Genomic DNA, 20,566 nt, shown 5'->3' with positions numbered 1-20,566 from the left:
CGTGCCCGAGCGGAACGACCGCGAGAAGCCCGAGACGGCCGCCGAGGAGGTGCTGCGCGAGGTCGAGGAGGCCGAGCGGCGCCCCGAGGACCCCGCCCACCGGGGCGAGGCCGGGGACGCCGTCACCCCGAACACCGAGGCACAGGAGGAGTCCCGGGGCGACCGGGCCCCGGCCGGCCGGTCCCGGGCCGCAGGAAGACGCCGCCCGTGACCGGCCGGTGTCCGAAGGGCCCGTGCCACGCGGACCCCCCCGACCACGTGAACGCGCGCGCGACGCCCCGGGCCCGTCCTGGAGGAGCGACGCACGCGACCCTCCGCAAACCCGGACGAGGACGGCCGGTACCGGACATCGTGCCGGTGGCACCGGGCGCACGGCCCGCCCCCGCCGCGCCCCGACCACGTGAACGCGCGCGCGACGCCCCGGGCCCGTCCTGAAGGAGCGACGCACGCGACCCTCCGCAGACCCGGACGGGGGCGGCCGGTCCTGGGCGCGCGGTCCGTCCGGGTCCGCGGTGCCGGGCGCCGTCGCGGGCGCCGGGGTGCCGCTCGGACGAACCCGCCTCAGCCCTCCGTGTGGAAGACCACCTCCGGGTGTTCGGCGGTCGGCCCGTCCAGCAGCTTCCGGTCCACGCCCTTCAGGTGCAGGTCGAAGAAGGCTGTCACGTAGGCGCGGGTGATCTCCTGCGACCGCTTGCCCGACAGGGGCTCCTCCGGCGGCAGGAGGCCGAGCTGGTCCCCGAGGACGGGCACGTCCGTGAACGTGAAGTGTCCCGCGCCGGTGACGTCGATCCAGCGCTTCCAGCCGTCGAGGAGCGGCCAGTCGCGTGTCCAGGTGCGGTCGTCGTCGCCGGTGCCCAGCATCAGGAAGGGGCGCTCGCCCAGGCCCTCCGCCGGAACCGGTTCCATGAAGGAGCCGTCCAGGTTCGCCCCGGCGCGGACCCGCTCGTCACCCGCCATGGTCGTCGCGGCCGAGGCGCCGCCGATGGAGTGGCCGGCCATGCCGATCCTCGCCGGGTCGATCATGCGGGCGAGTCGCCAGGCGGGGTGCCGGTCGGCGAGCAGCCGGTCGAGGAGGAAGGACACGTCCTCGGCCCGGCCCCTGGGCACCACGCCGTACCCACCGGGGGCGGTCTTCTCGCAGGCGACGCAGTTCAGGAGGCGCCCACCGGGAAAGGCCGTGCCGACCGACTCGTAGGCGTGGTCGACGGCGGCGACGACGTACCCTTGGCCGGCCAGTTCCTCGGCGAGCAGCGTCAGGGTGGCGCGGTTGGTGGTGAATCCGGGCGACAGCACGACGAGCGGGTACGTCCCGCGTGCGGGCGGGGCGGCGGGGCGGGCGTGGGTGCGGGTGCCGCTGAGCGTCCCGGCGGACACCACTCCGGTCAGTCCCCGGTCGTCGATGAAGGCCTGGGCCTCGGCGGCGGTCATGTACGGAGCCGTCCGGCCGCCGCCGAACCGTGCCGGGTAGTACATCGACACCATCAGCTCACGCGCCCCGGTCTCCGGCACCCAGGGATCGGGGCGGCTCCTGTCGACGAGGTGCACGGTGTCCCGGCCCACCGCGTACGCCCCGGTGGGCGGTGGCAGTTCGAGGCGCACGTCGGCGGTCCCGGTGGCCGACGGCACTGTCGTGGACGCGGGTGGCGCGGCTCCCGCCACGCCCGTGCCGAGGAGGGCGAGGGACAGGCCGAGCAAGGCGGCGGCTGTGCCGCGGGGCAGATGATTCATACCGGTGAGACTAGGGAGCGGACTCCGCCCGGGCGTCCGTCCACGGCCTGATCGGTGTCGGCCCCCGGTTGTACGCCGGTGTCCGCCCGTGGACGGACACCGGCACTTCCGCGCCCCCGGGGTGCGAGCCCGTACGGCAGGAGTCCCGTGAGGCGGTGGCGCCCCGTGGGGCCGGACGGGTCGCCGGGGAAGCCGCTCGCGAACGTGGTGATCGTGTGATCGCCGTCGAGGTGGGGCAGGACGCGGCCGAACGCCGTCCCGCCCGTGGGCCGGCGGAACCGGCCCGGGTCACCGGCGGGTTCCCTACTGCGGCGGCGGGCCGAGGGGGCGCGCCGCCAGGGCCCGGGCGACGCCCAGCAGGTTGGCGGCCATGGCGCGGCCCGTCCTGCGGGACCAGTCGTGGCCGCTTCCGCCTTCCAGGAAGCTCGGCCCGGGGCCGGGGCCCTGGTTCCAGTAGGTCCACGCCTGGCCGGGGATGGTGTAGCCGATGTCCTGCAGACCGCCGGTGATCTCGCTGATCACGTGGTGCGCACCGTCCTCGTTGCCGGTGACGACGACCCCCGCGACCCGGTTGTAGGCGACCGGCCGGCCGTCGTCGTCCGTCTCGGAGAGCATGGCGTCCATCCGCTCCAGGACCCTTTTGGCGACCGACGACGGCTGCCCGAGCCAGGTCGGCGAGGCGATGACGAGGATCTCGGAGGCGAGGATCCTCTCGTGGACGCCCGGCCAGGCGTCGCCCTCGTGCACGGCCTCGCTGACCACGCCCGGAGCGATGTCCAGGTCCACCGCGCGGACGACGTCGACCTCGACGCCGTCCTTCCGCAGCTGCTCGACGACGGTCCCGGCCAGCGCCTCGGTGTTGGAGGTCTCCGGTGACTTCTTGAGGGTGCAGTTGATCACTAGTGCCTTCATGGGGACATGGGGTACCCCGCGGGCGGCCGGCTGCCACGCGAACGCGGATGTCCGTGGGCCGTCCGGGTACCCGGGACGCATGGAGCACCCCTGTGAAGAACCCCGGCTGCCCGCACCGCGCGGCCCCTTGAGCAGTGCCGTCGAGGACCATCTGAGAGGCACCGGCCCGCTGCCGCCCGACGAGGGGATCGCCGCCGCCCCCGTGTACGGCGACGATCTCCAGCTCGCCCTGTACCTGTGCTACGAGCTGCACTACCGCGGGTTCGCGGGCGTGGCGGCGGACCTCGAATGGGACCCGGAGCTGCTGCGTGTCCGCGCCGCCCTGGAGGACCGCTTCCTCACCGCGCTCCGCGCGGACGCCCGGCGGCACGACGGCGTCGACGAGGCGCTCGCCGGCCTCCTGGTGGAACCGGTGGACGGCACGGGCGTCAGCCACTTCCTGCGCGACAAGGGCGAGTTGTGGCACGTCCGCGAGTACGCCGCCCAGCGTTCCCTGTACCACCTGAAGGAGGCCGACCCGCACGCGTGGGTGCTGCCCCGGCTGTGGGGGCGGGCCAAGGCGGCGATGGCGGCGGTCGAGTTCGACGAGTACGGCGGCGGCCGCGCCGACCGGGTGCACGCCCGCCTCTTCGCCGACCTGATGACCGACCTGGGACTGGACACGACGTACGGCCGTTACCTCGACGCGGCCTGCGCCGAGCTGCTCGTGACGGTGAACCTGATGTCCCTCTTCGGACTGCACCGCTCCCTCAGAGGCGCGCTGGTGGGCCACTTCGCGACGGTCGAGATCACCTCGTCGCCCGGCTCGCGGCGGCTCGCCGAGGCGATGCGCCGCACGGGCGCGGGGCCCGCCGCCGAGCACTTCTACGACGAGCACGTGGAGGCGGACGCGGTGCACGAGCAGGTAGTGCGCCACGAGGTCGTCGCCGGTCTGCTGGAGGTGGAGCCGCACCTCGCGGCGGACGTCGCCTTCGGCGTCGACGCCACCGTGTTCGCCGAGGACCGCCTCGGCGAGAGGCTGCTCGCGGACTGGAGCGCGGGCCGCTCGTCGCTGCGCACTCCGCTGCCCCGGGAGCTCACCCATGCTTCTTGACGGCGGGGGTACCCGGCGGTCCGTGAGTCCACTGGCGCCACCGGGCGTGTACGCCCCTCAGGAGGACACCGAGCTGCTGGCCGGTGCCCTGTACGACGAGCCCGTCCCTCCGGGCGCGGACGTCCTCGACGTGGGAACGGGATCCGGCGCGCTGGCGGTGGCGGCCGCCCGGCGCGGCTGCCGGGTGACCGCGGTCGACGTCTCGCGGCGGGCGGTGTGCGCGGCGCGGCTGAACGCGCTGCGGGCCGGCGTGCGGGTCCGGGTCCGGCGCGGCAACCTGTTCGCGCCGGTGCGGGGTGAGTCGTTCGATCTGATCCTCGCCAATCCGCCGTACGTTCCGGCGCCCGGCGGCGGCTCGCCGCCGCGGGGCGCGGCCCGGGCCTGGGACGCGGGCGGGGACGGACGGCTCGTCCTGGACCGGATCTGCGAGGAGGCGCCCGCGCTGCTGCGGCCGGGCGGCGTCCTGCTGCTGGTGCAGTCGGCGCTCAGCGACCCCGGGCTGACGATCGGGCGACTGCGGGCGGCCGGGACGAAGGCCGCGGTGATCCGGCGCCGGCGCATCGCCTTCGGCCCGGTGGTACGGGGCAGGGAGCGCTGGCTGCGGGAGCGGGGGCTGCTGTCCGGGGCCGAGGACAAGGAAGAGCTGGTGGTGATCCGTGCCGAACTCCCCGTCTGACACGCCGCGTCGCGTCACCGTCCAACGCAAGGGGCCGCTGCTGGTGGAGGGCCCGGTGGAGGTCGAGCTGGAGGACGGCACGGTCGTCGCCTCCGACCGCTTCCGGGTGGCCCTGTGCACCTGCCGCCGCAGCCGGCGGTATCCGTGGTGCGACACCAGCCACCGGGACCGGGCGTGAGCCCCGGGGCCGGGGGCCTGTGAAGCCCGGAGGCCGGCGGGCGGCCCCACTCCGCCCGCCGGCCTCCTTGCGCGGGATCGCACGTTCCGCGGGAGAACCGGCTACTCCCCAGCCGCCGGCCGCCACGCGGTCACGGGAAACCGTGCGATCCCGGTCTCAGAACGCGAAGACGCTCGAACCGTGAGCGTTCATCACGCACGCGTTGGGGAAGATCCGCTCGTAGGAGACGCGCTGTCCCCGCCACACCCCGTCGACGGTGACGAGCACCGGGTCGTACTGCTTGGCGCAGAAGACGCCCTCTCTCATCGTCAGGGCGTCGAGGTCACCGCTGACGCGGTCCATCTCCGCACAGGCGTCCCCCGCGGCCGGGTGGGTGCCCGAGGGGGCCGGGGCGCAGGTCAGGGTGACCGCGCGTTCCGGCGTGACGGTCGCCGCGCTGTCGCCGTGGCCCAGGGTGAGCACCAGGGCCGAGGGGGCGTAGAGCGCGGACGGGTCGGTTCCCGGGGCGGCCAGCGCCGCCCCGGACAGGGGTGCGCAGACGGCTGCGGCCGTGAGGCCGAGGGTGGTGGCCCAGCGCGCGGTGTTCCGCATCGTGTGCATCCTTCCGCTCGTGTCGACGAGTCGCCGGCTCGTGCTCGGTCGGTGCCGAACCGGCGTGCCGGAGTCTGCCGAGTCCGCGCCGGAACTTCACATCGGGCATGCGGATTTCAGTAACCTTGCGTATTGAATCAGTGGCTAGAAGTCACGGAAGGCGCGGGGCGCCGCCCTGTAACCGCACGGACTCCGGGCGCGCGAAGTGGCCAGATGGCCGGAACACGGCTGCTCGTTAATCGGCCTGAAACATTCCGATTCCGCTCTCGGCAGACCGTTCCATGACGCCTTGTGTTCATGGACAGGGCGAGTAATCGTCATTACATGATTACGGCAGAGCAGCGAGAGCAACTGCGGGGATGGTTCACCGGCCGGATCCCCGACGGTCTCTTCGAGGAGCTGACCGAGGTCACGGTCGACCGCGAGGAGATCACCGTCATCGGCCGCATTCCCGGTCCCCGGCCGACGGAGGACGCCTCTCCGGCCGAACGGGAGGCGGCGGTCGAGGGTCGCGTCCAGGAGTTCCGGGAGCGCACCCGGGACGACCGGATCGCGGTCGCCCGGGACGCCGAGCACCGCTTCGGCCGGAAGGTGTCCTGGGGCGTGGAGTGCGACGGACGCCGCGCCCTCTTCACGCATGTGGCCGCGCCCGTCATGACCCGGCTGCGCCAGCCGGAGCGGCAGGTCCTCGACACCCTCATCGCGGGCGGGGTGGCCCGCAGCCGCAGCGAGGCGCTGGCCTGGTGCGTGCGCCTGGTCCAGCGGCACACCGACGACTGGCTCACCGAGCTGCGCGATTCGCTGGAACACGTCCAGCGGGTGCGGGAGCGGGGGCCGGACGGCGACCCCGGGGAGGCGGGGCCCGGCACCGGCGGCGGGTGAACGGCGTTGTCGGTGGCGTCCGTTACGGTGCGGGCATGACTCGATTCATCTTGGTGGCCGGTGCCCGCCTCGGGGCCTGGGCGTGGGACGAGGTGGCGGACGAACTGCGCGCGGGCGGGCATGAGGCACACCCCCTGACGCTGTCCGGACTCGCCGAGAAACAGGGGGTGCCGGCGGGGCAGCGGACCCATGTCCAGGACGTCGTGGACGAGGTGGAGCGGCTCGACCTGCGGGACGTCGTCCTCGTGGGACACAGCTACTCCGGCATACCGGTCGGCCAGGCGGCCGAGCGGATCGGCGAGCGGCTGCGGCGCGTGGTGTTCGTCGACGCGAACGTGCCGGTCGACGGGGAGTCGTTCCTGTCCGGCTGGCCGAGCGACGACGTCCGGCGGGAGATCGACGCCAACGGCGGGTTCTGGCCGCCCATGGGGGCCGACGGCTACGCGGGCCAGGACCTGACCGACGAGCAGACGGCCCGCATCACCGCCGGATCGACCCCGCACCCCGGCGCCACGCTCACCGAACCGGCCGTGCTGGAGCGGCCGGTCGGCGAGCTGCCGGCGACGTACGTCAAGTGCCTGCTGGACGGGGAGGAGCCGCTGCCGTCCGTGGCGGAGGCGCTCAAGAGCGAGAACTGGGACCTGGTGACGATGGACACCGGGCACTGGCCGATGTTCTCCCGGCCGCGCGAACTGGCCCGGATCCTGCGGGAGGCGGCCGCCGCCCGCTGATCCACGGCACGTACCGGCCCCGGTCGGGACGGAGGGCTTCAGGGGCGAGGCCCTGCCCGGTGCCGCACCGTCGCGGCACGTCCCTGGCCGGGGCGGGGCGGCCTCCGGGACCGGATCCCCGCCCCGCCCGGCCGGGGGTCACGTCACCGGCTCGGCCAGCTCCACGTGCCGGGCCGCCGGGGTGCCGGTGCCGCTGATGGACAGGGAGCCCGTGGCCTCCCGTACCGGTTCGGGGGTCCAGCGCTGGTTCACGGTCCGGTCGCGCACCTTGACGACGATGTCGGCGTTCGCGTCAGGGGTCGCCGGGGTGAGGGCCAGTTGGACGTCCCAGCGGGGCACCAGTTCGCCCTGCACGGTGAGGTCGTACCGCACGTCGTCGCCCCGCCGGTCGCCGGGGTCGGCGCAGGTGCCGAGGACGACGACACCGGCGTCCTTGTGCGAGTCCAGGCAGAGACCGGGGTCGGCCACGCTGCGCAGCAGCCCGTCCTCCTCGTACGTCCACTGCTGGGTCCACGCCGAGGAGCAGTCCGCGAGCCGGGTCCCGGAGCCGTCCTGCGGCTCGCCCCGGGTGTCGAGGCACAGGCCGGAGGCCACGTTGCGCAGCCGCGTCCGTCCCGGTGCGGTGGGAAGCCCGGCGGCGCCGGGCGGGGACACGGACGGCACGGCCGCGCGGCCGCCCACCGCTCCGGTGGAGCCCGTCGGGTCGGCGGCACCGCCGTCCGGGGTGGAGGGCCCGGCGATGAGCACGCTCACCAGCACCCCGGCGGAGACCGCGCCGATGCCGGTGAGCAGGGTCCTGGTGGAGCGCACCGGGTCCGGGAACACGATGCCCGTCAGCCGTCCGGGGACGGGGATGCGGGACAGCACGCGGTGCCGGCCGCCGCCGGGCCGCCCGCTCCCGTCCCGGCGTCGGCGGGCGGCACGTCCGCCGCGCGGGCCGGCCGTCAGGCGCCCCGGACGCGAGTCGAGGTAGCGCCGGGCCCCCCACCCGAGCACCGCCTCGGCGATCAGCGTGCCCAACCCGCCCTCGAAGTGGCTGAGTTGTTCGGCCGCGTTCCGGCAGTGCCGGCACTCCGCCAGATGCTGCCGGACGTCCGGCAGCAGGGCCCCGCCCCGTCGGATGGGGACGTCGAGGAGGCGGTTGTAGAAGCGGCACTCCTTCGTCGGTGCCAGTTCCTGATGGGCGTGGACACATCCTTGACGGAATTTTTCACGTGCCTGTTCGAGTGCGCCCGATGCGATGTCGGGGTCCATGCCGAGCAGACCGGCCGGCACGGAAATCGGCTCGGCCTCGACCTCGACGTGCCAGAGCAAACAGCGCGCGAGTGCGGGCAGCGAGCGGAATGCCCGCTGGGCGAGTGCGCGGTTTTCCGGAGTCATGGTGGTCGCCGCGCGCATGCCGCGCCCGCCCGCCGGTTTCTGCAGCTCCGGCACGACTCCGGTTATTCGGTCGTCCGCGGCCCACTCGCGGACCGTGTCCCGCACGCCCACCAGCAGCACCGGCCGGAGCGCGACGGCCGATTCACCGACGGCGACCCGGTCCAGGACCCGGTGCAGGGCGGCCGCGGTGACCATGGCGGCCGTCCGCCCCGACGAGGCGAGGCAGACGGCCGCGTAGTCGTGCATGGACTGCCAGTGCCGTGCCGACAGCAGCGCGACGGAATAGGCGGCCTCGCCTTCCGGACGGCCCCGCAACCGGACGGCGAGGAACTCGTCGGATTCCCCCCGGTCCCCGCCGGGCGGCGGATACGGGGGGCCAGGAGGGTGGGGGGTGTGCACTGAGATGGTTCCTTCCCACAGCGCATGTGACATTCGAGGGTTTCCGGCGCCGAAAAGGAGACCGCTTGGTGCATACCTCTTGGGCGCGACGCGGGGGGCGAGAATTCACCGACGGCGAATCGGACCCGGTTCATCAACTCACGTGCGCCCCCGGCCATTGCCCCCCGCACGGGTGGCTCACTCTCGCACAACCCGCGCTCGGCCAACAAGGCGCTCGGGCAACATCCGCCCGTTGACGGAAAGTCAGAGGGGAAACGCGGCCCGCCGCTCTCACCACGGCTTTCGGCCCGGGTTTTCGCTCCGTTCACAGCCGGAACGCCTCAGGGGGTGCCGGGGTCCCTTCCGCGCCCCGCGCGCGCTCCGTGCTCGCGCCGACGCCCCGCACGCTCCGGCGCGCGCCGGAGCGCGGTCAACCGGTCACGTTCCTTCCCGGAGATCACGCGCGGAGACGGCGGCCCTCCGACCCTCGACCGGGGCCCCAGGGCCCCGGCGTCCCGCGCGGTTCAGATCTGCCAGGAGCGCAGCCGGTCGGCCGCGCTGTACACGTCCGCCTCGCCGGAGATCAGGTCGCGCGCCAGATCGACCAGGGCACCGTAGGGCGGGTCGATGCCGACCCCGCTGACGAACATGTAGGCGACCGCCGTGGCGCAGGCGAAGCGGGCGTTGGCCGAGGGCAGCGGCCGGAGCACGGCGAGGGTGTGCAGCAGGGCCGCCGCCCGCCAGGCCGGATCGGAGTCGACGCCCAGCCGGGGCGGGTCCACGCGGTGGCGGGCGACGGCCGCGACGAGGGCGGAGAAGTCGTTGACGACGGGCTGGTCCGGGAGGACCTCCTCGTGCCGCTGGAGCAGCCAGGGCACGTCGATGTGGAGCACGGGTGCCATCGGTCAGGCGGCCCGCCCCGCACCGCTGGCGGAGGGCTCGTCGTCCGGGAAGGCCGCGGCGAATTCGTCGGCGTGGGAGGCGAAGAACCGGCGGAATGCCTCGGCGCCCTCCTGCAGGGCGCGGTGGCGTGCTATGTCCGCCGCGGCCGCCTCCCGTACGAGCGCCTTCATGGACGTACCGCGTTCCTTGGCGATCTGCCGCAGGTCCTCGAGCTCGCGGTCGCTGAACTCCACGTTGAGAGCTGGCATGCCTTCACGGTACCGCGCGGGTACTGAATCGTAAATAAGTGCAGGTCAAGCCGTACAGGAAAGGGTACCGGCGAGGGCCGGCGGCCGAGTGGCCGCCGGCCCGGCGCCGGGACGGGTGTCAGCCCTGATCGGCCACGAAGGAGGCCATGCGGGTCAAGGCCGCGTTCCAGTTGATGGTGTGTTCGTTGGTGGACCAGGACTGGATGTCGTCGATGAAGCAGAACTGACCGACGCAGCCCTGGAGTTTCGACTGGGCGAAGGGGTCCTGGATGCTGGAGTTGGGTCCGCCGGAGAGCGTGCCGGCGGGCGGGTTCGGCAGGTTCGGGTCGAGCTGGTTCGCGTACCAGCGGCTGTGCTGGTTGTGCGCGTTGACCTCGCCGTAGCCGGTGACGTACGACATGTTCAGGGCGTTGCGGCCCAGGATGTAGTCCATGCTCTGCAGCGCGCCGTCCCGGTACTTCGAGGCGCCGGTGAGGTCGTAGGCGGTGGCGAGGACGACCGCGTTGTTGAGGACCTGGTGGCTGGAGCCCCAGTCGTAGACGTTGCCGGCCGGCGCGTACGGCATGCCGTACGGGTGGGCCTTCAGCGTGGCCAGGTAGCCGTCGGCGCCCTTGATCACGGACCGGCGGACCTTGTCCCGGCCGGGGAGCCGGTTGGGCACGGTGGCGAGGTCGAGCCGGCCGGCCGCGGCGGTGCGCGCCCAGTCGAAGCCGAGGGGGCCGAAGATGTCCGCGGTGTGCACCGGGGAGTTCAGGACGTACTCCTCGAACTGACGTTCCCCCGTGGTGAGGTACAGCTCGGCGGCCGCCCAGTAGAACTCGTCGGTCACGGTGTCGTCGTTGTAGGCGCCGCCGCCGATGCCGTCGTTCGGGTCGGCGAGGACGTCCGGGTGGGCGAGGGCCGCCGCCCAGGCCTTGCGCGCGGCGGCCAGGGTCCCGTCCGCGAACTCCTTGTCGTAGGGGCGGTACAGCCGTGCCGCCTGGGCGGCCGTGGCCGCGAGGTTGAGGGTGGCGGCGGTGGTCGGCGGGTGCAGTTCCCGCTTCTGCGGGTCGTCGCTGGGCAGCAGCGGCAGTCCGGTCCACTGTTCGTCGTGGATCTTGTGGTGGGCCATGCCGGCCAGCGGCTCACCCTCGGGGACCTGCATCTTCAGCAGGAACTCCAGCTCCCAGCGGGCCTCGTCGAGGATGTCCGGGACCTTGTTGCCGCTCTCCGGGATGTCCAGCGTGCCGTCGCCGAGCTTGTCCGCCTCACCGGTGCGGGCGTGCCGGGCGCGTTCGTAGGTGCTGAGCACCTCCCAGGTGCTGATGCCGCCGTTGACGACGTACTTGCCGTGGTCGCCGGCGTCGTACCAGCCGCCGGTGACGTCGAGGGTGTAGTCGCAGACGCCGGGCTGGCAGGGCACGTCGCCGTCGCCCTGGTTGGGGGCCGTGCCCACGTGTCCGGCCGGGCGGCCGTAGCCGGGGCGCAGGTCGTCGCGGATCTCCGTGCCGCTGCGCTGGGTGTAGTAGTACTTCGCCGAGTCCAGCCGCAGCCGTTCGTAGGCGCCGGCGTCGATGTCGAAGGGCCGGCTGGTCTCGCCGTCCACGGTCAGCGTGTAGCCGGTCCCCCGCTTGCGGTGTCCGCCGAAGTCGATGGAGTGGACGTTCTGCCCGGAGGAGCCGTCCACGCCCCGCGGTACGGTCCAGCCCTTGCGGACCACCCGGCCGTCGTCGTCCTTCAGCCGCCAGGGCAGCCGCTCGGTCGCGTCGGTGACCAGGGTGGCGTTCTTCGGTCCGGAGGGCAGGTAGGCGACCTGGTTGACCCGGACGCGGGGCCCGGTGTCGGGCTCGTACGGCTCGGGGGCGACCCCGCCGAGGAGGGACACGTCGTCCACGCAGAACCGCCAGGGGTCCGCGCTGCCGCCGAGCTGGAAGCCGACCTGGCCCTGGGCGGTGTCAACGGGCGAGGTGAAGGTGTACGAGTAGGTGTCCCCGGAGACGCTGAGCTGCGGTGACACCTCGTAGTAGGTGTCGTACGGCTCCACCTGCAGGCCGACGATCGCCCGCACGACGTGGCCCGCGGGCGAGCCGGTCGCGCTGAAGGAGAAGCGGTACGACTCGCCCTTCACCAGGGTGATGTCGTTCTGGCCGACGGCCGCGTCCCAGCGGTTGGTGGTGCCGCCGGGGACGTCGGCGCACAGGCGGCCGTCGGACGGGCCCGCGGTGACGTTGGCGGAGGCCCACCAGGGGTCGGTGCCGGTGTCGAAGGTTCCGTTGCGGACCTGCTCGACCTCGTCCGCCCCGGCCGGGGCGGCGGGCAGCGCGGTGAGCGCGGTCGCCAGCAGTCCGGTCAGGGACAGCAGGGCGGTTCTGCGTCTGTTCACGTCTGGGCTCCTCTTGGGAGGTGCGGGGGCGCGGAAGCACACGATGGGAGCGCTCCCATCTCCGTACGCGGACCATGGTTGTGGCAGGTGTGACACTCCGTCAACGGTTGGGACGGGACTGGTGAGGATCGCCCGGAGCGGAGGTTCGCAGTCCGCACCGGGCCGCGACCCACTAGTCTGGAACTCAGGCGATGCACCGGTTCACGGTGAGTGTGCGCGATGGAGTGGCGACGATGAGGCCGGACGACCCGTTCGACGATGCCGTGACGGCCCGGGCCGTCATCGCCGCCGACGGCACGCTCGCGCGGTGGAGCGAGGGTGCGCGCCTGCTGCTGGGACACACGGCCGAGGAGGTCGTCGGCCGCCCGGCCGCCGCCCTGCTGGCCGAGGGCTCCGGCCCGCCCCGGCTCCCGGCCGCCCGCTGGAGCGGCACCCTCGCCCTGCGGCACCGCGACGGCGGCACCGTCACGGTGTGGCTGCTCGCCCACCGCAGGCAGTCGGCGGACGACGGTCCGGGAGAGTGGCTCGCCGTCACCCCGCTGGACGCCACGGACCAGGAACTGCCCGACGATCCACTGGTCAGGGCGGCCGTGTTCCAGTCGCCCTGCGCCACGATGGTCTTCGACGAAGGGCTGCGCCTGCGCGGGGTCAACGACGCCATGGCCCACCTCCTCGGGCTGCCGGCCCCCTACCTGCGAGGGCTCAGGCCCACCGACATCGGCGGCCGGCCCCAGCACACCGAGCTCGAGCGCCAGTTGCGCCAGGTGCTGCGCACCGGCCGGCCGACCGAGATGCAGACGTACATGAAGGCCACCGGCGAGAACCGCGCGCACGCCTGGCTGGCCCGGCTCGCGCCGCTCACCGACCGGTCCGGCCGGGTGCGGGGCGTGTGCGCGACGGCCCACGACTTCACCGAGCAGTACCGGGCGCGGGAGCGGCTGCAACTGGTCAACGAGGCCAGCATCCGCATCGGCACCACCCTGGACGTCACCCGGACGGCGCAGGAACTGGCCGAGGTGTGCGTGCCCGCGCTCGCCGACTTCGTCAGCGTGGACCTGCTGGAGCCCGAGGAGCCCGGAGGCGAGCCCGCCGGCCCGCTGACCACGCCGGTCTCACTGCGCCGGGTCGCCCATCAGTCCCTCACGCCGGGCAGCCCCGAGTCGGTCGCCCGCACGGGCGAGATGGTCGTCTACCCGGCCGCCGCTCCCCAGGCCGACTCGCTGATCGCCGGCCACAGCATCGTGGCCTCGGTGCCCTCCGGCGATCTCGACCCGTGGCTCGCGGTGGACGAGACACGCGCCCGGCAGGTCCGGGAGTTCGGCGTCCACTCCATGCTGTCCGTCCCGCTCCAGGCGCGCGGTACGACCCTCGGGGTGGCCGCCTTCACCCGCTTCACCCGTCCCGAGTCGTTCACCCACGACGACGTGCTGCTGGCCGAGGAGGTCACCGCGCGCGCCGCCGTCTGCATCGACAACGCCCGCCGCTACTCCCGCGAACGCGAGACCACCCTCGCGCTCCAGCGCAGCCTGCTCCCCCGCGCCCTGCCGCGCACAGCCGCCGTGGAGGCGGCCACCCGTTACCTGCCGGCCGCGCGTTCCGGCGTGGGCGGCGACTGGTTCGACGTGATCCCGCTGTCCGGGATGCGGGTGGCCATGGTCGTCGGGGACGTCGTCGGACACGGCATCCAGGCGTCCGCGACCATGGGCCGGCTGCGCACGGCGGTGCGCACCCTCGCCGACATCGACCTGGCGCCCGACGAACTGCTCACGCACCTCGACGACCTGGTCCTGCACCTCTCGCACGAGTCGGGCGGCGCCCCCGCGTCGGACGAGGTCGGCGCGACCTGTCTGTACGCGGTGTACGACCCGGTGTCGCGGCGCTGCACCCTGTCCCGGGCGGGGCACCCCGCACCGGTGCTGATCCCGCCGGGCGGTCCGGCCCGGCACCTCGATCTGCCCTCCGGGCCGCCGCTGGGCCTGGGCGGGCTGCCGTTCGAGTCGGTCGAGCTGGAGCTGCCCGACGACGCGGTGCTGGCGTTCTACACCGACGGGCTGGTCGAGTCGCGCGGGCGGGACACCGAGGTCGGTCAGGCCCTGCTCCGCGAGGCGCTGTCCAACGCCGCCGGCCCGCTCGACGAGACCTGCGACCGGGTCCTGCACACCGTGATCGCGCCGGGTGGCGCGACGGACGACGTGGCCCTGCTGCTGGCCCGTACCCACGGTCTGCCGTCCGAGCGGGTGGCCACCTGGGACATCCCCGCCGACCCGGCACTGGTCGCCCCCATCCGCAAGCAGGTCCTCGACCAGTTGGCCACCTGGGCGCTGACCGAGGCGTCGTTCACCGCGGAACTGGTGGTGAGCGAGCTGGTCACCAACGCCATCCGGTACGGTGCCCCGCCCATCCGGCTGCGGCTCATCCACGACGTCTCGACGCTGATCTGCGAGGTGTCCGACACCAGCCACACGGCACCGCATCTGCGCCGGGCCAAGACCTGGGACGAGGGCGGCCGGGGCCTGCTGCTGGTCGCCCAGCTCTCCCAGCGCTGGGGCAGCAGACACACGGCCGACGGCAAGACCATCTGGTCGGAACTGGCCCTGGTGGACGAGATGTGACATGGGGTGGACCATGGCGAACGGATCACGGCACGTGGGCATGTCGGTGGTGGGCGCGCTGGTCCTGGCGGGCGCGCTGGTCTCCTGCGGCACCGAGGACGGAACGGCGGGCTCCGCCCCGCGGCCCTCCGCGTCCGCCGGACGGACCGCCGGGGACCTTCCGCGCGGCGCCGTCCCGGGTGACGCCGCCCGTTCCGCGGACGGCCTGTCCCCGATGTCCGCCGGGCCCACGGACCGCCCGGTGTCCCGGTGCCGCACCGCCGAGCTGAGCGCCGCCGTCGGCCGGATGGACCCGGGCGCGGGACAGCGCAACTTCCCCGTCGTGCTGACGAACGTCTCCTCCCGCACCTGCACCCTGTACGGCCATCCCGGCGCCGCCTTCGTGGACGCGGCCGGCGAGCGACTGGGCCAGGACCCGAAGCGCACCCCCGGCGACCCGGCGACCGTCACACTGCGGCCCGGCGCCAGTGCCTGGGCGGGGCTGCGCTACGCGAGCCCCGGCGTCAGCGGAGCCCGCGCGGCCACCCCGGCGGCGCTCCTCGTCACCCCACCGGACGAACGCGATCCCCTGAAGGTGCCGTGGAAGGCCGGTGCGGTCCCGGTGTCCGGAAACGCGTCCTCGGTGTTCCTCACGGTGCTGGAGCCGGGTACCGGGCCTTAGGCCCTGTCGTCACCTTCCCGGCGTCCGCCCGGAGGGCGGGCCGCGCGGCGTCAGGTGCGTGCTCCCGGCGTGCCGGGCCCCGAGCCCCGTACGGGACGTGCTCGGCTCGGGGCCCGGTGCGGCGGGAGTGCGTGCACGGCGTCGCGCGGCGGGCGGGAACGCGACGACGGGGTCCGGGGGCCGCTCAGTGACCGGCGACCGGATGCGGGGCGTACGGCCGCTGGAGCTCCTCGAGCTCCTCGCCGGTCAGCTCGAGGTCGACGGCGGCCACGGCGTCCTCGAGGTGACGGGCCTTGGACGCGCCGACGATCGGTGCGGTGACCGTGTCCTGGTGGAGCAGCCAGGCGAGGGCGACCCGGGCGCGCGGCACCCCGCGCCGTTCGGCGACACGGGTGACCGCCTCGACGATCGCACGGTCCCCCTCCTGGTACAGGGTGGCGCCGAACGCGTCGGTGGCGCTGCGCCCGGTGGCGGCGTCCCAGTCCCGGGTGAGCCGGCCCCGGGCGAGCGGGCTCCAGGGCAGGACGCCCACGCCCTGGTCGGCGCAGAGCGGCAGCATCTCGCGCTCCTCCTCGCGGTAGAGGAGGTTGTAGTGGTTCTGCATGGACACGAACCGGGTCCAGCCGTGCCGTTCCGCCGTGTACTGCGCCTTGGAGAACTGCCAGGCGTACATCGAACTGGCGCCGATGTAGCGCACCTTGCCCGCCTTGACGACGTCGTGCAGCGCCTCCATCGTCTCCTCGATCGGGGTGTCGGGGTCCCAGCGGTGGATCTGGTAGAGGTCGACATGGTCGGTGCCGAGGCGGGCGAGGCTGTGGTCCAGCTCGGTCATGATCGCCTTGCGGGACAGGCCGCCGCCGTTGGGTCCGGGCCGCATCCGGCCGTGCACCTTCGTGGCGAGCACGATGTCGTCCCGGCGGGCGAAGTCGCGCAGCGCCCGGCCGACGATCTCCTCGCTGGTGCCGTCCGAGTAGACGTTCGCGGTGTCGAAGAAGGTGATGCCCGCCTCCAGTGCCTGCCGGATCAGCGGGCGGGACGCCTCCTCGTCGAGGGTCCACTCGTGCGTGCCGCGGCCGGGCACGCCGTAGGTCATGCACCCCAGACAGATCCGCGACACGTCCAGGCCCGTCGAACCGAGCTTCACGTACTGCATCGTTGCTGCTCCTGTCACCTGGAAGGGTTGTCGCCAGAGGCGAGCGTACGTGTCGGTGCCCGCTCGAAGCCGGGCGCCGGGCGCGGCCCGCCGCCGTCCGGGGGCGGAAAACCGATTGCCCGCCCCGGCCGGAAGGCCCAGGATCCTGCCATGTTCACGAGCCCCCTCCCGCTGCCGTCGTCCGCCACCGCCCCCGCGGCGGGCCGACAGCGGCAGCCCGGCTCCCGGGGAGGACCGACGCCGCCGCGCTCATGACGGCCGCCCTGCTCGCGGGAGTGCTCGCCGGTTACGGCATCGCCGTCCCCGTGGGTGCCGTCGGGGCCCACCTGGTCTCCCTCACCGCCCGCACCACCCTGCGCACCGGGGTCTGCGCGGCCCTCGGGGTCGCCACGGCCGACGGGCTGTACGCCCTCGCGGCCGTGCTCGGCGGTTCGGCCCTCGCGTCGGCGCTGGAACCGGTCCTGGAGCCGATGCGGTGGGTCTGTGCGCTGGTGCTGCTCACGCTGGCGGTGTGGGGCGCGGCCGGCGCCGTACGCCGGTATCGCGGGCGGCGGCTCGCCACCCGCACCGGAGCCGCTCCCCCGGGCGCCGCCCGCGCGTATCTGTCGCTGCTCGGGATCACCCTGCTGAACCCCACCACCGTGGTCTACTTCGCGGCGCTCGTGCTCGGCTCCCGGAGCGGGGAGGCGGCCGGGCCCCTGGAGCAGGCCGTGTTCGTGACGGCGGCCTTCGCCGCGTCCGCGAGCTGGCAGGTGCTGCTCGCCGGCGGCGGCGCGCTGCTGGGGCGGGCGCTGACCGGTCACCGGGGCCGGCTGGTGACCTCGCTGGTGGCGTCCGGGGTGATGACGGCCCTCGCGGTCCACACGGTGGTGGCGCCCGTCTGACGGCCTACGGGCCCGGTTCGGATGAATTCGAGGTGCGGTGGTGTTGCAGGGGTGATCGACTCGACCGCGGTACACGAGAACGACGGGACGGATGCCATGCCTCTCCAAGGTGAGTACGACCCCAGTCCGACACAGTGGGTGCGCGAGCAGGTGGAACTGTACGAGAGCTCCGGCGGCACGGAGGGGACGACCCTGCAGGGCAGGCCCGTCATCGTGCTGACCAGCCGGGGCGCGAAGAGCGGCAAGCTGCGCAAGACCCCGTTGATGCGGGTCGAGCACGAGGGGCGGTACGCGGCGGTCGCCTCGCTGGGCGGCGCCCCCCGGCACCCGGTCTGGTACCACAACGTCAAGGCCGATCCGCACGTCGAGCTCCAGGACGGGCCGGCCAAGTTCGACATGACGGCCCGTGAGGTCACCGGGGAGGAGAAGGCCGAGTGGTGGAAGCGCGCCGTCGCGGCCTTTCCGCCGTACGCCGACTACCAGGAGAAGACGGACCGTGAGATCCCCGTCTTCGTGCTGGAGCGGCGGGAACAGGGCTGACGGATGCGGGTCCGGCGGGCGGAGGAGGAAATCTCCGCCCCGGTGCGCATGAAGCACCGGCCGCCGGGCACCCGTGTGTCAGGCCCCGCCGCGCTCCCCCGTCGCGGCGGGGCTTTCCCATGCCTCCCGCGCCTCCGGGTCCCCCCGCTCGGTGACGTCGAGGAAGACCTGATCCGCCTCGGGAACCGCACGGGTGATGGACCGCTTGATGCGTACGGCGACCTCCTCCACCCGCTCGCTGTCCATTCCGGGCACCAGGTCGACGCGGGCGGCCACCAGGGCGGTGTCCAGGCCCGTCTTCATGGTGAAGAGCGCCTCCACGCTGTCGATCTCGGGCTGCTCGCACAGCAGTTCCCGGATCCGGTCGCTCGCCTCCGGGTCGGCGGCCTCGCCGATCAGCTGGTCGCGGGCGTCGCGGCCGAGCCGGAAGGCGACGTAGACGAGCAGCGCCCCGATGGCGAGCGAGGCGGACGCCTCCCACACCACCTGTCCGGTGATCATGTGCAGCACCATGCCCGCGATGGCCAGGGTGACGCCCACCACCGCGGTGCCGTCCTCGGCGACCACCGTGCGCAGCGCCGGATCACGCAGTCCGCTGCCCAGGCCGCCCTGCCGGCGCACCTGGTACAGGGCGCGCAGCAGGGAGCCGCCCTCGGCGAGCAGGGCGACGCCGAGCACGACCAGTCCGGCGACGTAGCCGTCCAGGTCCTCCTCGCCCCCGTTCCCGAGCGCCTCGACGCCCTGGTAGAACGAGAAGCAGCCGCCCATCACGAAGATCCCGACGGCCGCGAGGAGCGACCAGAAGAACCGCTCCTTGCCGTAGCCGAACGGGTGACGGCGGTCGGCCGGGCGGCGGCTGCGGCGCAGTGCGGCCAGCAGGAACACCTCGTTCAGGCTGTCGGCGACCGAGTGCGCCGCTTCCGACAGCAGCGCCGGGGAGGACGCGGCCAGTCCGCCGACGGCCTTGGCGACGGCGATCACGAGATTGGCGGCGAGCGCCACCAGTACGGTGATCCGGGTTCTGCGATCCGATCGAGTACTCACCTTCGGCCGATTGCCCCGGTCGGCCCAGGGCACACCGTGCCGTCGGCGGAAAACGGGGAACGCGGTCACGGGGACATCCGAACGGCGACGAGGAGGACACCATGGGCCGCGACGACGGGGGCGGCGGCAACAGTTCGTACGGCAGGAAGAAGTTCAGGAGGTCGAAGGCCCACTTCGCGGACCGGATCACGGCGGACGGGCGGGACGGGTGGCCGGTGGAGGCCGGGCGCTACCGGCTCGTGGTCAGCCGTGCCTGCCCGTGGGCGAGCCGGGCGCTGGTGTCCCGGCGGCTGCTCGGGCTGGAGGAGGCGCTCTCCCTGGCCGTCGCGGACCCGGTCCAGGACGACCGGAGCTGGCGCTTCACCCTGGATCCGGACGGCCGCGACCCGGTGCTCGGCATCCGGTACCTGAGCGAGGCGTACGACCGGCGGGAGGCGGGTCACCCGGGCGGGGTGAGCGTGCCGGCGGTCGTGGACGTGCGGAGCGGCGCACTTGTCACCAACGACTACCAGCAGATCACCCTGGACCTCGCCACCGAGTGGACGGCCCTGCACCGCGAGGGGGCGCCCGACCTGTATCCGCGGGCGCTGCGCGAGGAGATCGACGCGGTGACGGCCGACGTCTTCCAGGACGTCAACAACGGCGTGTACCGGGCGGGTTTCGCCACGGACCAGGAGGAGTACGAGGCCGCGTGCACGGCCCTGTTCCGGCGGCTGGAGCTGCTGGCGGGGCGGCTGGAGCGGCAGCGGTACCTGGTCGGCGACACCATCACCGAGGCGGACATCCGGCTGTTCACCACGCTGGTGCGGTTCGACGCGGTGTACCACGGCCACTTCAAGTGCAACCGGTGGAAGCTGACGGAGAACCGGGTGCTGTGGGCGTACGCCCGCGACCTGTACCAGACGCCGGGCTTCGGCGACACCGTGGACTTCGACCACATCAAGCGGCACTACTACCGGGTGCACACCGGTATCAACCCGTCCGGCATCGTGCCCCTCGGTCCCGACCTGTCCGGCTGGACGGCGCCCCACCACCGTGCGGAGCTGGGCGGCCGGCCGTTCGGGGACGGCACCGCGCCCGGTCCGGTGCGGGCCGGCGAGGAGGTGCCGGCCCGGGGACGCCCCTGAACCGTCCCCGACCGTCCCGGCCCGGCGGTCCGTCCACCGGCGGTCCGTTCGCTGACGCTTCATCCACCGACGCTTCATCCACCGACGCTTCATCCACCGACGAGAGACGACGCAGCCGACCTAGGAGATCCACGTGGCGAAGAAGAGCAAGAAGGCGAAGAAGAAGCTTCCCCTGGCGTACAAGCCGATCGGCTTCGTGCTGGGCTGGACCAGCGGCACCGTGGCGGGAATGGCGTTCCAGAAGACCTGGAAGGTGATCCGGCACGAGGACGACGCGCCGGACGCGCTGGACCGGGACCGCCGCTGGGGGGAGATCCTGCTGGCCGCGGCGATCCAGGGCGCCATCTTCGCGGTGGTGCGCAGCGCCGTGGACCGGGCCGGCGCCAAGGCCATCGAACGCTCCACCGGCACCTGGCCGGTCCCGGACAAGGGCGGTCGCGACTGACGCGTCCGTACGACGGCCGGCCCGCCGCCCCCGGCGGC

General features: G+C 73.6%; 21 protein-coding genes. 12 read left to right on the top strand and 9 right to left on the bottom strand.

What is annotated here, in order from left to right:
- The first annotated feature begins 1 nt into the window (after window position 1).
- Window positions 2-211: a hypothetical protein gene (locus tag ACH5AO_RS17690; RefSeq protein WP_398925540.1), complete on the top strand. Its 210-nt coding sequence runs from the start codon at window positions 2-4 to the stop codon at window positions 209-211.
- Window positions 212-561: 350 nt separating this feature from the next.
- Here ACH5AO_RS17690 and ACH5AO_RS17685 read toward each other — a convergent pair whose 3' ends face one another.
- Together ACH5AO_RS17685 and ACH5AO_RS17680 are read right to left on the bottom strand one after the other, a co-directional pair.
- Entirely contained in the window at window positions 562-1,728 is a 1,167-nt protein-coding gene (locus tag ACH5AO_RS17685) for an alpha/beta hydrolase family protein (protein ID WP_398925538.1), read from the bottom strand.
- Between the two features lie 303 nt (window positions 1,729-2,031).
- Window positions 2,032-2,640, bottom strand: a complete 609-nt coding sequence (locus ACH5AO_RS17680) for a flavodoxin family protein (protein ID WP_398925536.1) — start codon at window positions 2,638-2,640, stop codon at window positions 2,032-2,034.
- Between the two features lie 79 nt (window positions 2,641-2,719).
- Between ACH5AO_RS17680 and ACH5AO_RS17675 the strand changes: the two genes are divergently transcribed.
- The 3 genes from ACH5AO_RS17675 to ACH5AO_RS17665 are packed head-to-tail and all read left to right on the top strand — an operon-like array spanning window position 2,720 to window position 4,587.
- Window positions 2,720-3,733 (top strand): iron-containing redox enzyme family protein, encoded by a 1,014-nt coding sequence (locus ACH5AO_RS17675; RefSeq protein ID WP_398925534.1) that lies wholly within the window; start codon window positions 2,720-2,722, stop codon window positions 3,731-3,733.
- Entirely contained in the window at window positions 3,723-4,409 is a 687-nt protein-coding gene (locus tag ACH5AO_RS17670) for a HemK2/MTQ2 family protein methyltransferase (protein WP_398925532.1), read from the top strand. Before ACH5AO_RS17675 ends, ACH5AO_RS17670 begins: the two co-directional genes overlap by 11 nt.
- Window positions 4,390-4,587 (top strand): CDGSH iron-sulfur domain-containing protein, encoded by a 198-nt coding sequence (locus ACH5AO_RS17665; RefSeq protein ID WP_398925530.1) that lies wholly within the window; start codon window positions 4,390-4,392, stop codon window positions 4,585-4,587. Before ACH5AO_RS17670 ends, ACH5AO_RS17665 begins: the two co-directional genes overlap by 20 nt.
- Window positions 4,588-4,743: 156 nt before the next feature.
- Here the strand turns inward: ACH5AO_RS17665 and ACH5AO_RS17660 are convergent, their stop codons facing one another.
- Entirely contained in the window at window positions 4,744-5,178 is a 435-nt protein-coding gene (locus ACH5AO_RS17660; RefSeq protein ID WP_398925528.1) for a subtilase-type protease inhibitor, read from the bottom strand.
- Window positions 5,179-5,502: 324 nt separating this feature from the next.
- Here ACH5AO_RS17660 and ACH5AO_RS17655 point away from each other — a divergent pair, with 324 nt between their 5' ends.
- On the top strand, window positions 5,503-6,060 hold the full coding sequence (locus tag ACH5AO_RS17655) for a hypothetical protein (RefSeq protein ID WP_398925526.1): 558 nt from the start codon (window positions 5,503-5,505) through the stop codon (window positions 6,058-6,060).
- A gap of 35 nt (window positions 6,061-6,095) precedes the next feature.
- Window positions 6,096-6,791: an alpha/beta fold hydrolase gene (locus tag ACH5AO_RS17650; protein WP_398925524.1), complete on the top strand. Its 696-nt coding sequence runs from the start codon at window positions 6,096-6,098 to the stop codon at window positions 6,789-6,791.
- A gap of 138 nt (window positions 6,792-6,929) precedes the next feature.
- On the opposite strand, the gene ACH5AO_RS17645 is transcribed toward ACH5AO_RS17650, so the two are convergent.
- The 4 genes from ACH5AO_RS17645 to ACH5AO_RS17630 all read right to left on the bottom strand — a co-directional run bounded on the left by ACH5AO_RS17645 (window position 6,930) and on the right by ACH5AO_RS17630 (window position 12,062).
- A complete protein-coding gene (locus tag ACH5AO_RS17645; protein WP_398925522.1) occupies window positions 6,930-8,570 on the bottom strand; it encodes an RICIN domain-containing protein in 1,641 nt (546 codons plus the stop codon).
- A gap of 503 nt (window positions 8,571-9,073) precedes the next feature.
- The gene (locus tag ACH5AO_RS17640) at window positions 9,074-9,451 is read right to left on the bottom strand and encodes a toxin Doc (RefSeq protein ID WP_217134275.1); all 378 of its coding nucleotides are present in this window, start codon (window positions 9,449-9,451) and stop codon (window positions 9,074-9,076) included.
- A 3-nt stretch (window positions 9,452-9,454) separates the two neighbouring features.
- Window positions 9,455-9,700: a hypothetical protein gene (locus tag ACH5AO_RS17635; protein ID WP_361742090.1), complete on the bottom strand. Its 246-nt coding sequence runs from the start codon at window positions 9,698-9,700 to the stop codon at window positions 9,455-9,457.
- Between the two features lie 118 nt (window positions 9,701-9,818).
- Window positions 9,819-12,062, bottom strand: a complete 2,244-nt coding sequence (locus ACH5AO_RS17630) for a glycoside hydrolase family 9 protein (RefSeq protein WP_398925520.1) — start codon at window positions 12,060-12,062, stop codon at window positions 9,819-9,821.
- Window positions 12,063-12,295: 233 nt separating this feature from the next.
- Here ACH5AO_RS17630 and ACH5AO_RS17625 point away from each other — a divergent pair, with 233 nt between their 5' ends.
- Window positions 12,296-14,674, top strand: a complete 2,379-nt coding sequence (locus tag ACH5AO_RS17625; RefSeq protein WP_398925518.1) for a SpoIIE family protein phosphatase — start codon at window positions 12,296-12,298, stop codon at window positions 14,672-14,674.
- Between the two features lie 13 nt (window positions 14,675-14,687).
- Entirely contained in the window at window positions 14,688-15,335 is a 648-nt protein-coding gene (locus ACH5AO_RS17620; RefSeq protein ID WP_398925516.1) for a DUF4232 domain-containing protein, read from the top strand.
- A gap of 184 nt (window positions 15,336-15,519) precedes the next feature.
- Here the strand turns inward: ACH5AO_RS17620 and ACH5AO_RS17615 are convergent, their stop codons facing one another.
- Entirely contained in the window at window positions 15,520-16,488 is a 969-nt protein-coding gene (locus ACH5AO_RS17615) for an aldo/keto reductase (protein WP_398925514.1), read from the bottom strand.
- Between the two features lie 251 nt (window positions 16,489-16,739).
- On the opposite strand from ACH5AO_RS17615, the gene ACH5AO_RS17610 reads away from it, so the two are divergent.
- Window positions 16,740-17,372, top strand: a complete 633-nt coding sequence (locus ACH5AO_RS17610) for a LysE family transporter (protein WP_398925512.1) — start codon at window positions 16,740-16,742, stop codon at window positions 17,370-17,372.
- A 96-nt stretch (window positions 17,373-17,468) separates the two neighbouring features.
- Complete coding sequence (locus ACH5AO_RS17605; protein WP_030821370.1) at window positions 17,469-17,912, top strand: nitroreductase family deazaflavin-dependent oxidoreductase; 444 nt, start codon at window positions 17,469-17,471, stop codon at window positions 17,910-17,912.
- Window positions 17,913-17,990: 78 nt separating this feature from the next.
- On the opposite strand, the gene ACH5AO_RS17600 is transcribed toward ACH5AO_RS17605, so the two are convergent.
- Window positions 17,991-18,956 carry a cation diffusion facilitator family transporter gene (locus ACH5AO_RS17600; protein ID WP_398925510.1) on the bottom strand — a complete coding sequence of 322 codons (966 nt, stop codon included), beginning with the start codon at window positions 18,954-18,956 and terminating at the stop codon, window positions 17,991-17,993.
- A gap of 101 nt (window positions 18,957-19,057) precedes the next feature.
- Between ACH5AO_RS17600 and ACH5AO_RS17595 the strand changes: the two genes are divergently transcribed.
- Window positions 19,058-20,083: a glutathione S-transferase family protein gene (locus ACH5AO_RS17595; protein WP_398925508.1), complete on the top strand. Its 1,026-nt coding sequence runs from the start codon at window positions 19,058-19,060 to the stop codon at window positions 20,081-20,083.
- A gap of 133 nt (window positions 20,084-20,216) precedes the next feature.
- Window positions 20,217-20,528, top strand: coding sequence for a DUF4235 domain-containing protein (locus ACH5AO_RS17590; protein ID WP_398925506.1), 312 nt, complete (start codon window positions 20,217-20,219; stop codon window positions 20,526-20,528).
- Window positions 20,529-20,566: the final 38 nt, after the last annotated feature.

Origin of the sequence: Streptomyces sp. NPDC018964, assembly GCF_044390325.1 — a bacterium.
Lineage (GTDB): Bacteria > Actinomycetota > Actinomycetes > Streptomycetales > Streptomycetaceae > Streptomyces.
The sequence above is the reverse complement of the archived record's forward strand: the minus strand, read 5'-3'. Positions and strand labels throughout refer to the sequence as shown.

Bases quoted from the DNA above. Each gene is read 5' to 3' on its own strand.
- ACH5AO_RS17685 (WP_398925538.1), bottom strand. From the start codon at position 1,728: ATGAATCATCTGCCCCGCGGCACAGCCGCCGCCTTGCTCGGCCTGTCC.
- ACH5AO_RS17680 (WP_398925536.1), bottom strand. From the start codon at position 2,640: ATGAAGGCACTAGTGATCAACTGCACCCTCAAGAAGTCACCGGAGACC.
- ACH5AO_RS17675 (WP_398925534.1), top strand. From the start codon at position 2,720: ATGGAGCACCCCTGTGAAGAACCCCGGCTGCCCGCACCGCGCGGCCCC.
- ACH5AO_RS17670 (WP_398925532.1), top strand. From the start codon at position 3,723: ATGCTTCTTGACGGCGGGGGTACCCGGCGGTCCGTGAGTCCACTGGCG.
- ACH5AO_RS17660 (WP_398925528.1), bottom strand. From the start codon at position 5,178: ATGCGGAACACCGCGCGCTGGGCCACCACCCTCGGCCTCACGGCCGCA.
- ACH5AO_RS17655 (WP_398925526.1), top strand. From the start codon at position 5,503: ATGATTACGGCAGAGCAGCGAGAGCAACTGCGGGGATGGTTCACCGGC.
- ACH5AO_RS17650 (WP_398925524.1), top strand. From the start codon at position 6,096: ATGACTCGATTCATCTTGGTGGCCGGTGCCCGCCTCGGGGCCTGGGCG.
- ACH5AO_RS17640 (WP_217134275.1), bottom strand. From the start codon at position 9,451: ATGGCACCCGTGCTCCACATCGACGTGCCCTGGCTGCTCCAGCGGCAC.
- ACH5AO_RS17635 (WP_361742090.1), bottom strand. From the start codon at position 9,700: ATGCCAGCTCTCAACGTGGAGTTCAGCGACCGCGAGCTCGAGGACCTG.
- ACH5AO_RS17625 (WP_398925518.1), top strand. From the start codon at position 12,296: ATGAGGCCGGACGACCCGTTCGACGATGCCGTGACGGCCCGGGCCGTC.
- ACH5AO_RS17620 (WP_398925516.1), top strand. From the start codon at position 14,688: ATGGCGAACGGATCACGGCACGTGGGCATGTCGGTGGTGGGCGCGCTG.
- ACH5AO_RS17615 (WP_398925514.1), bottom strand. From the start codon at position 16,488: ATGCAGTACGTGAAGCTCGGTTCGACGGGCCTGGACGTGTCGCGGATC.
- ACH5AO_RS17610 (WP_398925512.1), top strand. From the start codon at position 16,740: ATGACGGCCGCCCTGCTCGCGGGAGTGCTCGCCGGTTACGGCATCGCC.
- ACH5AO_RS17605 (WP_030821370.1), top strand. From the start codon at position 17,469: ATGCCTCTCCAAGGTGAGTACGACCCCAGTCCGACACAGTGGGTGCGC.
- ACH5AO_RS17595 (WP_398925508.1), top strand. From the start codon at position 19,058: ATGGGCCGCGACGACGGGGGCGGCGGCAACAGTTCGTACGGCAGGAAG.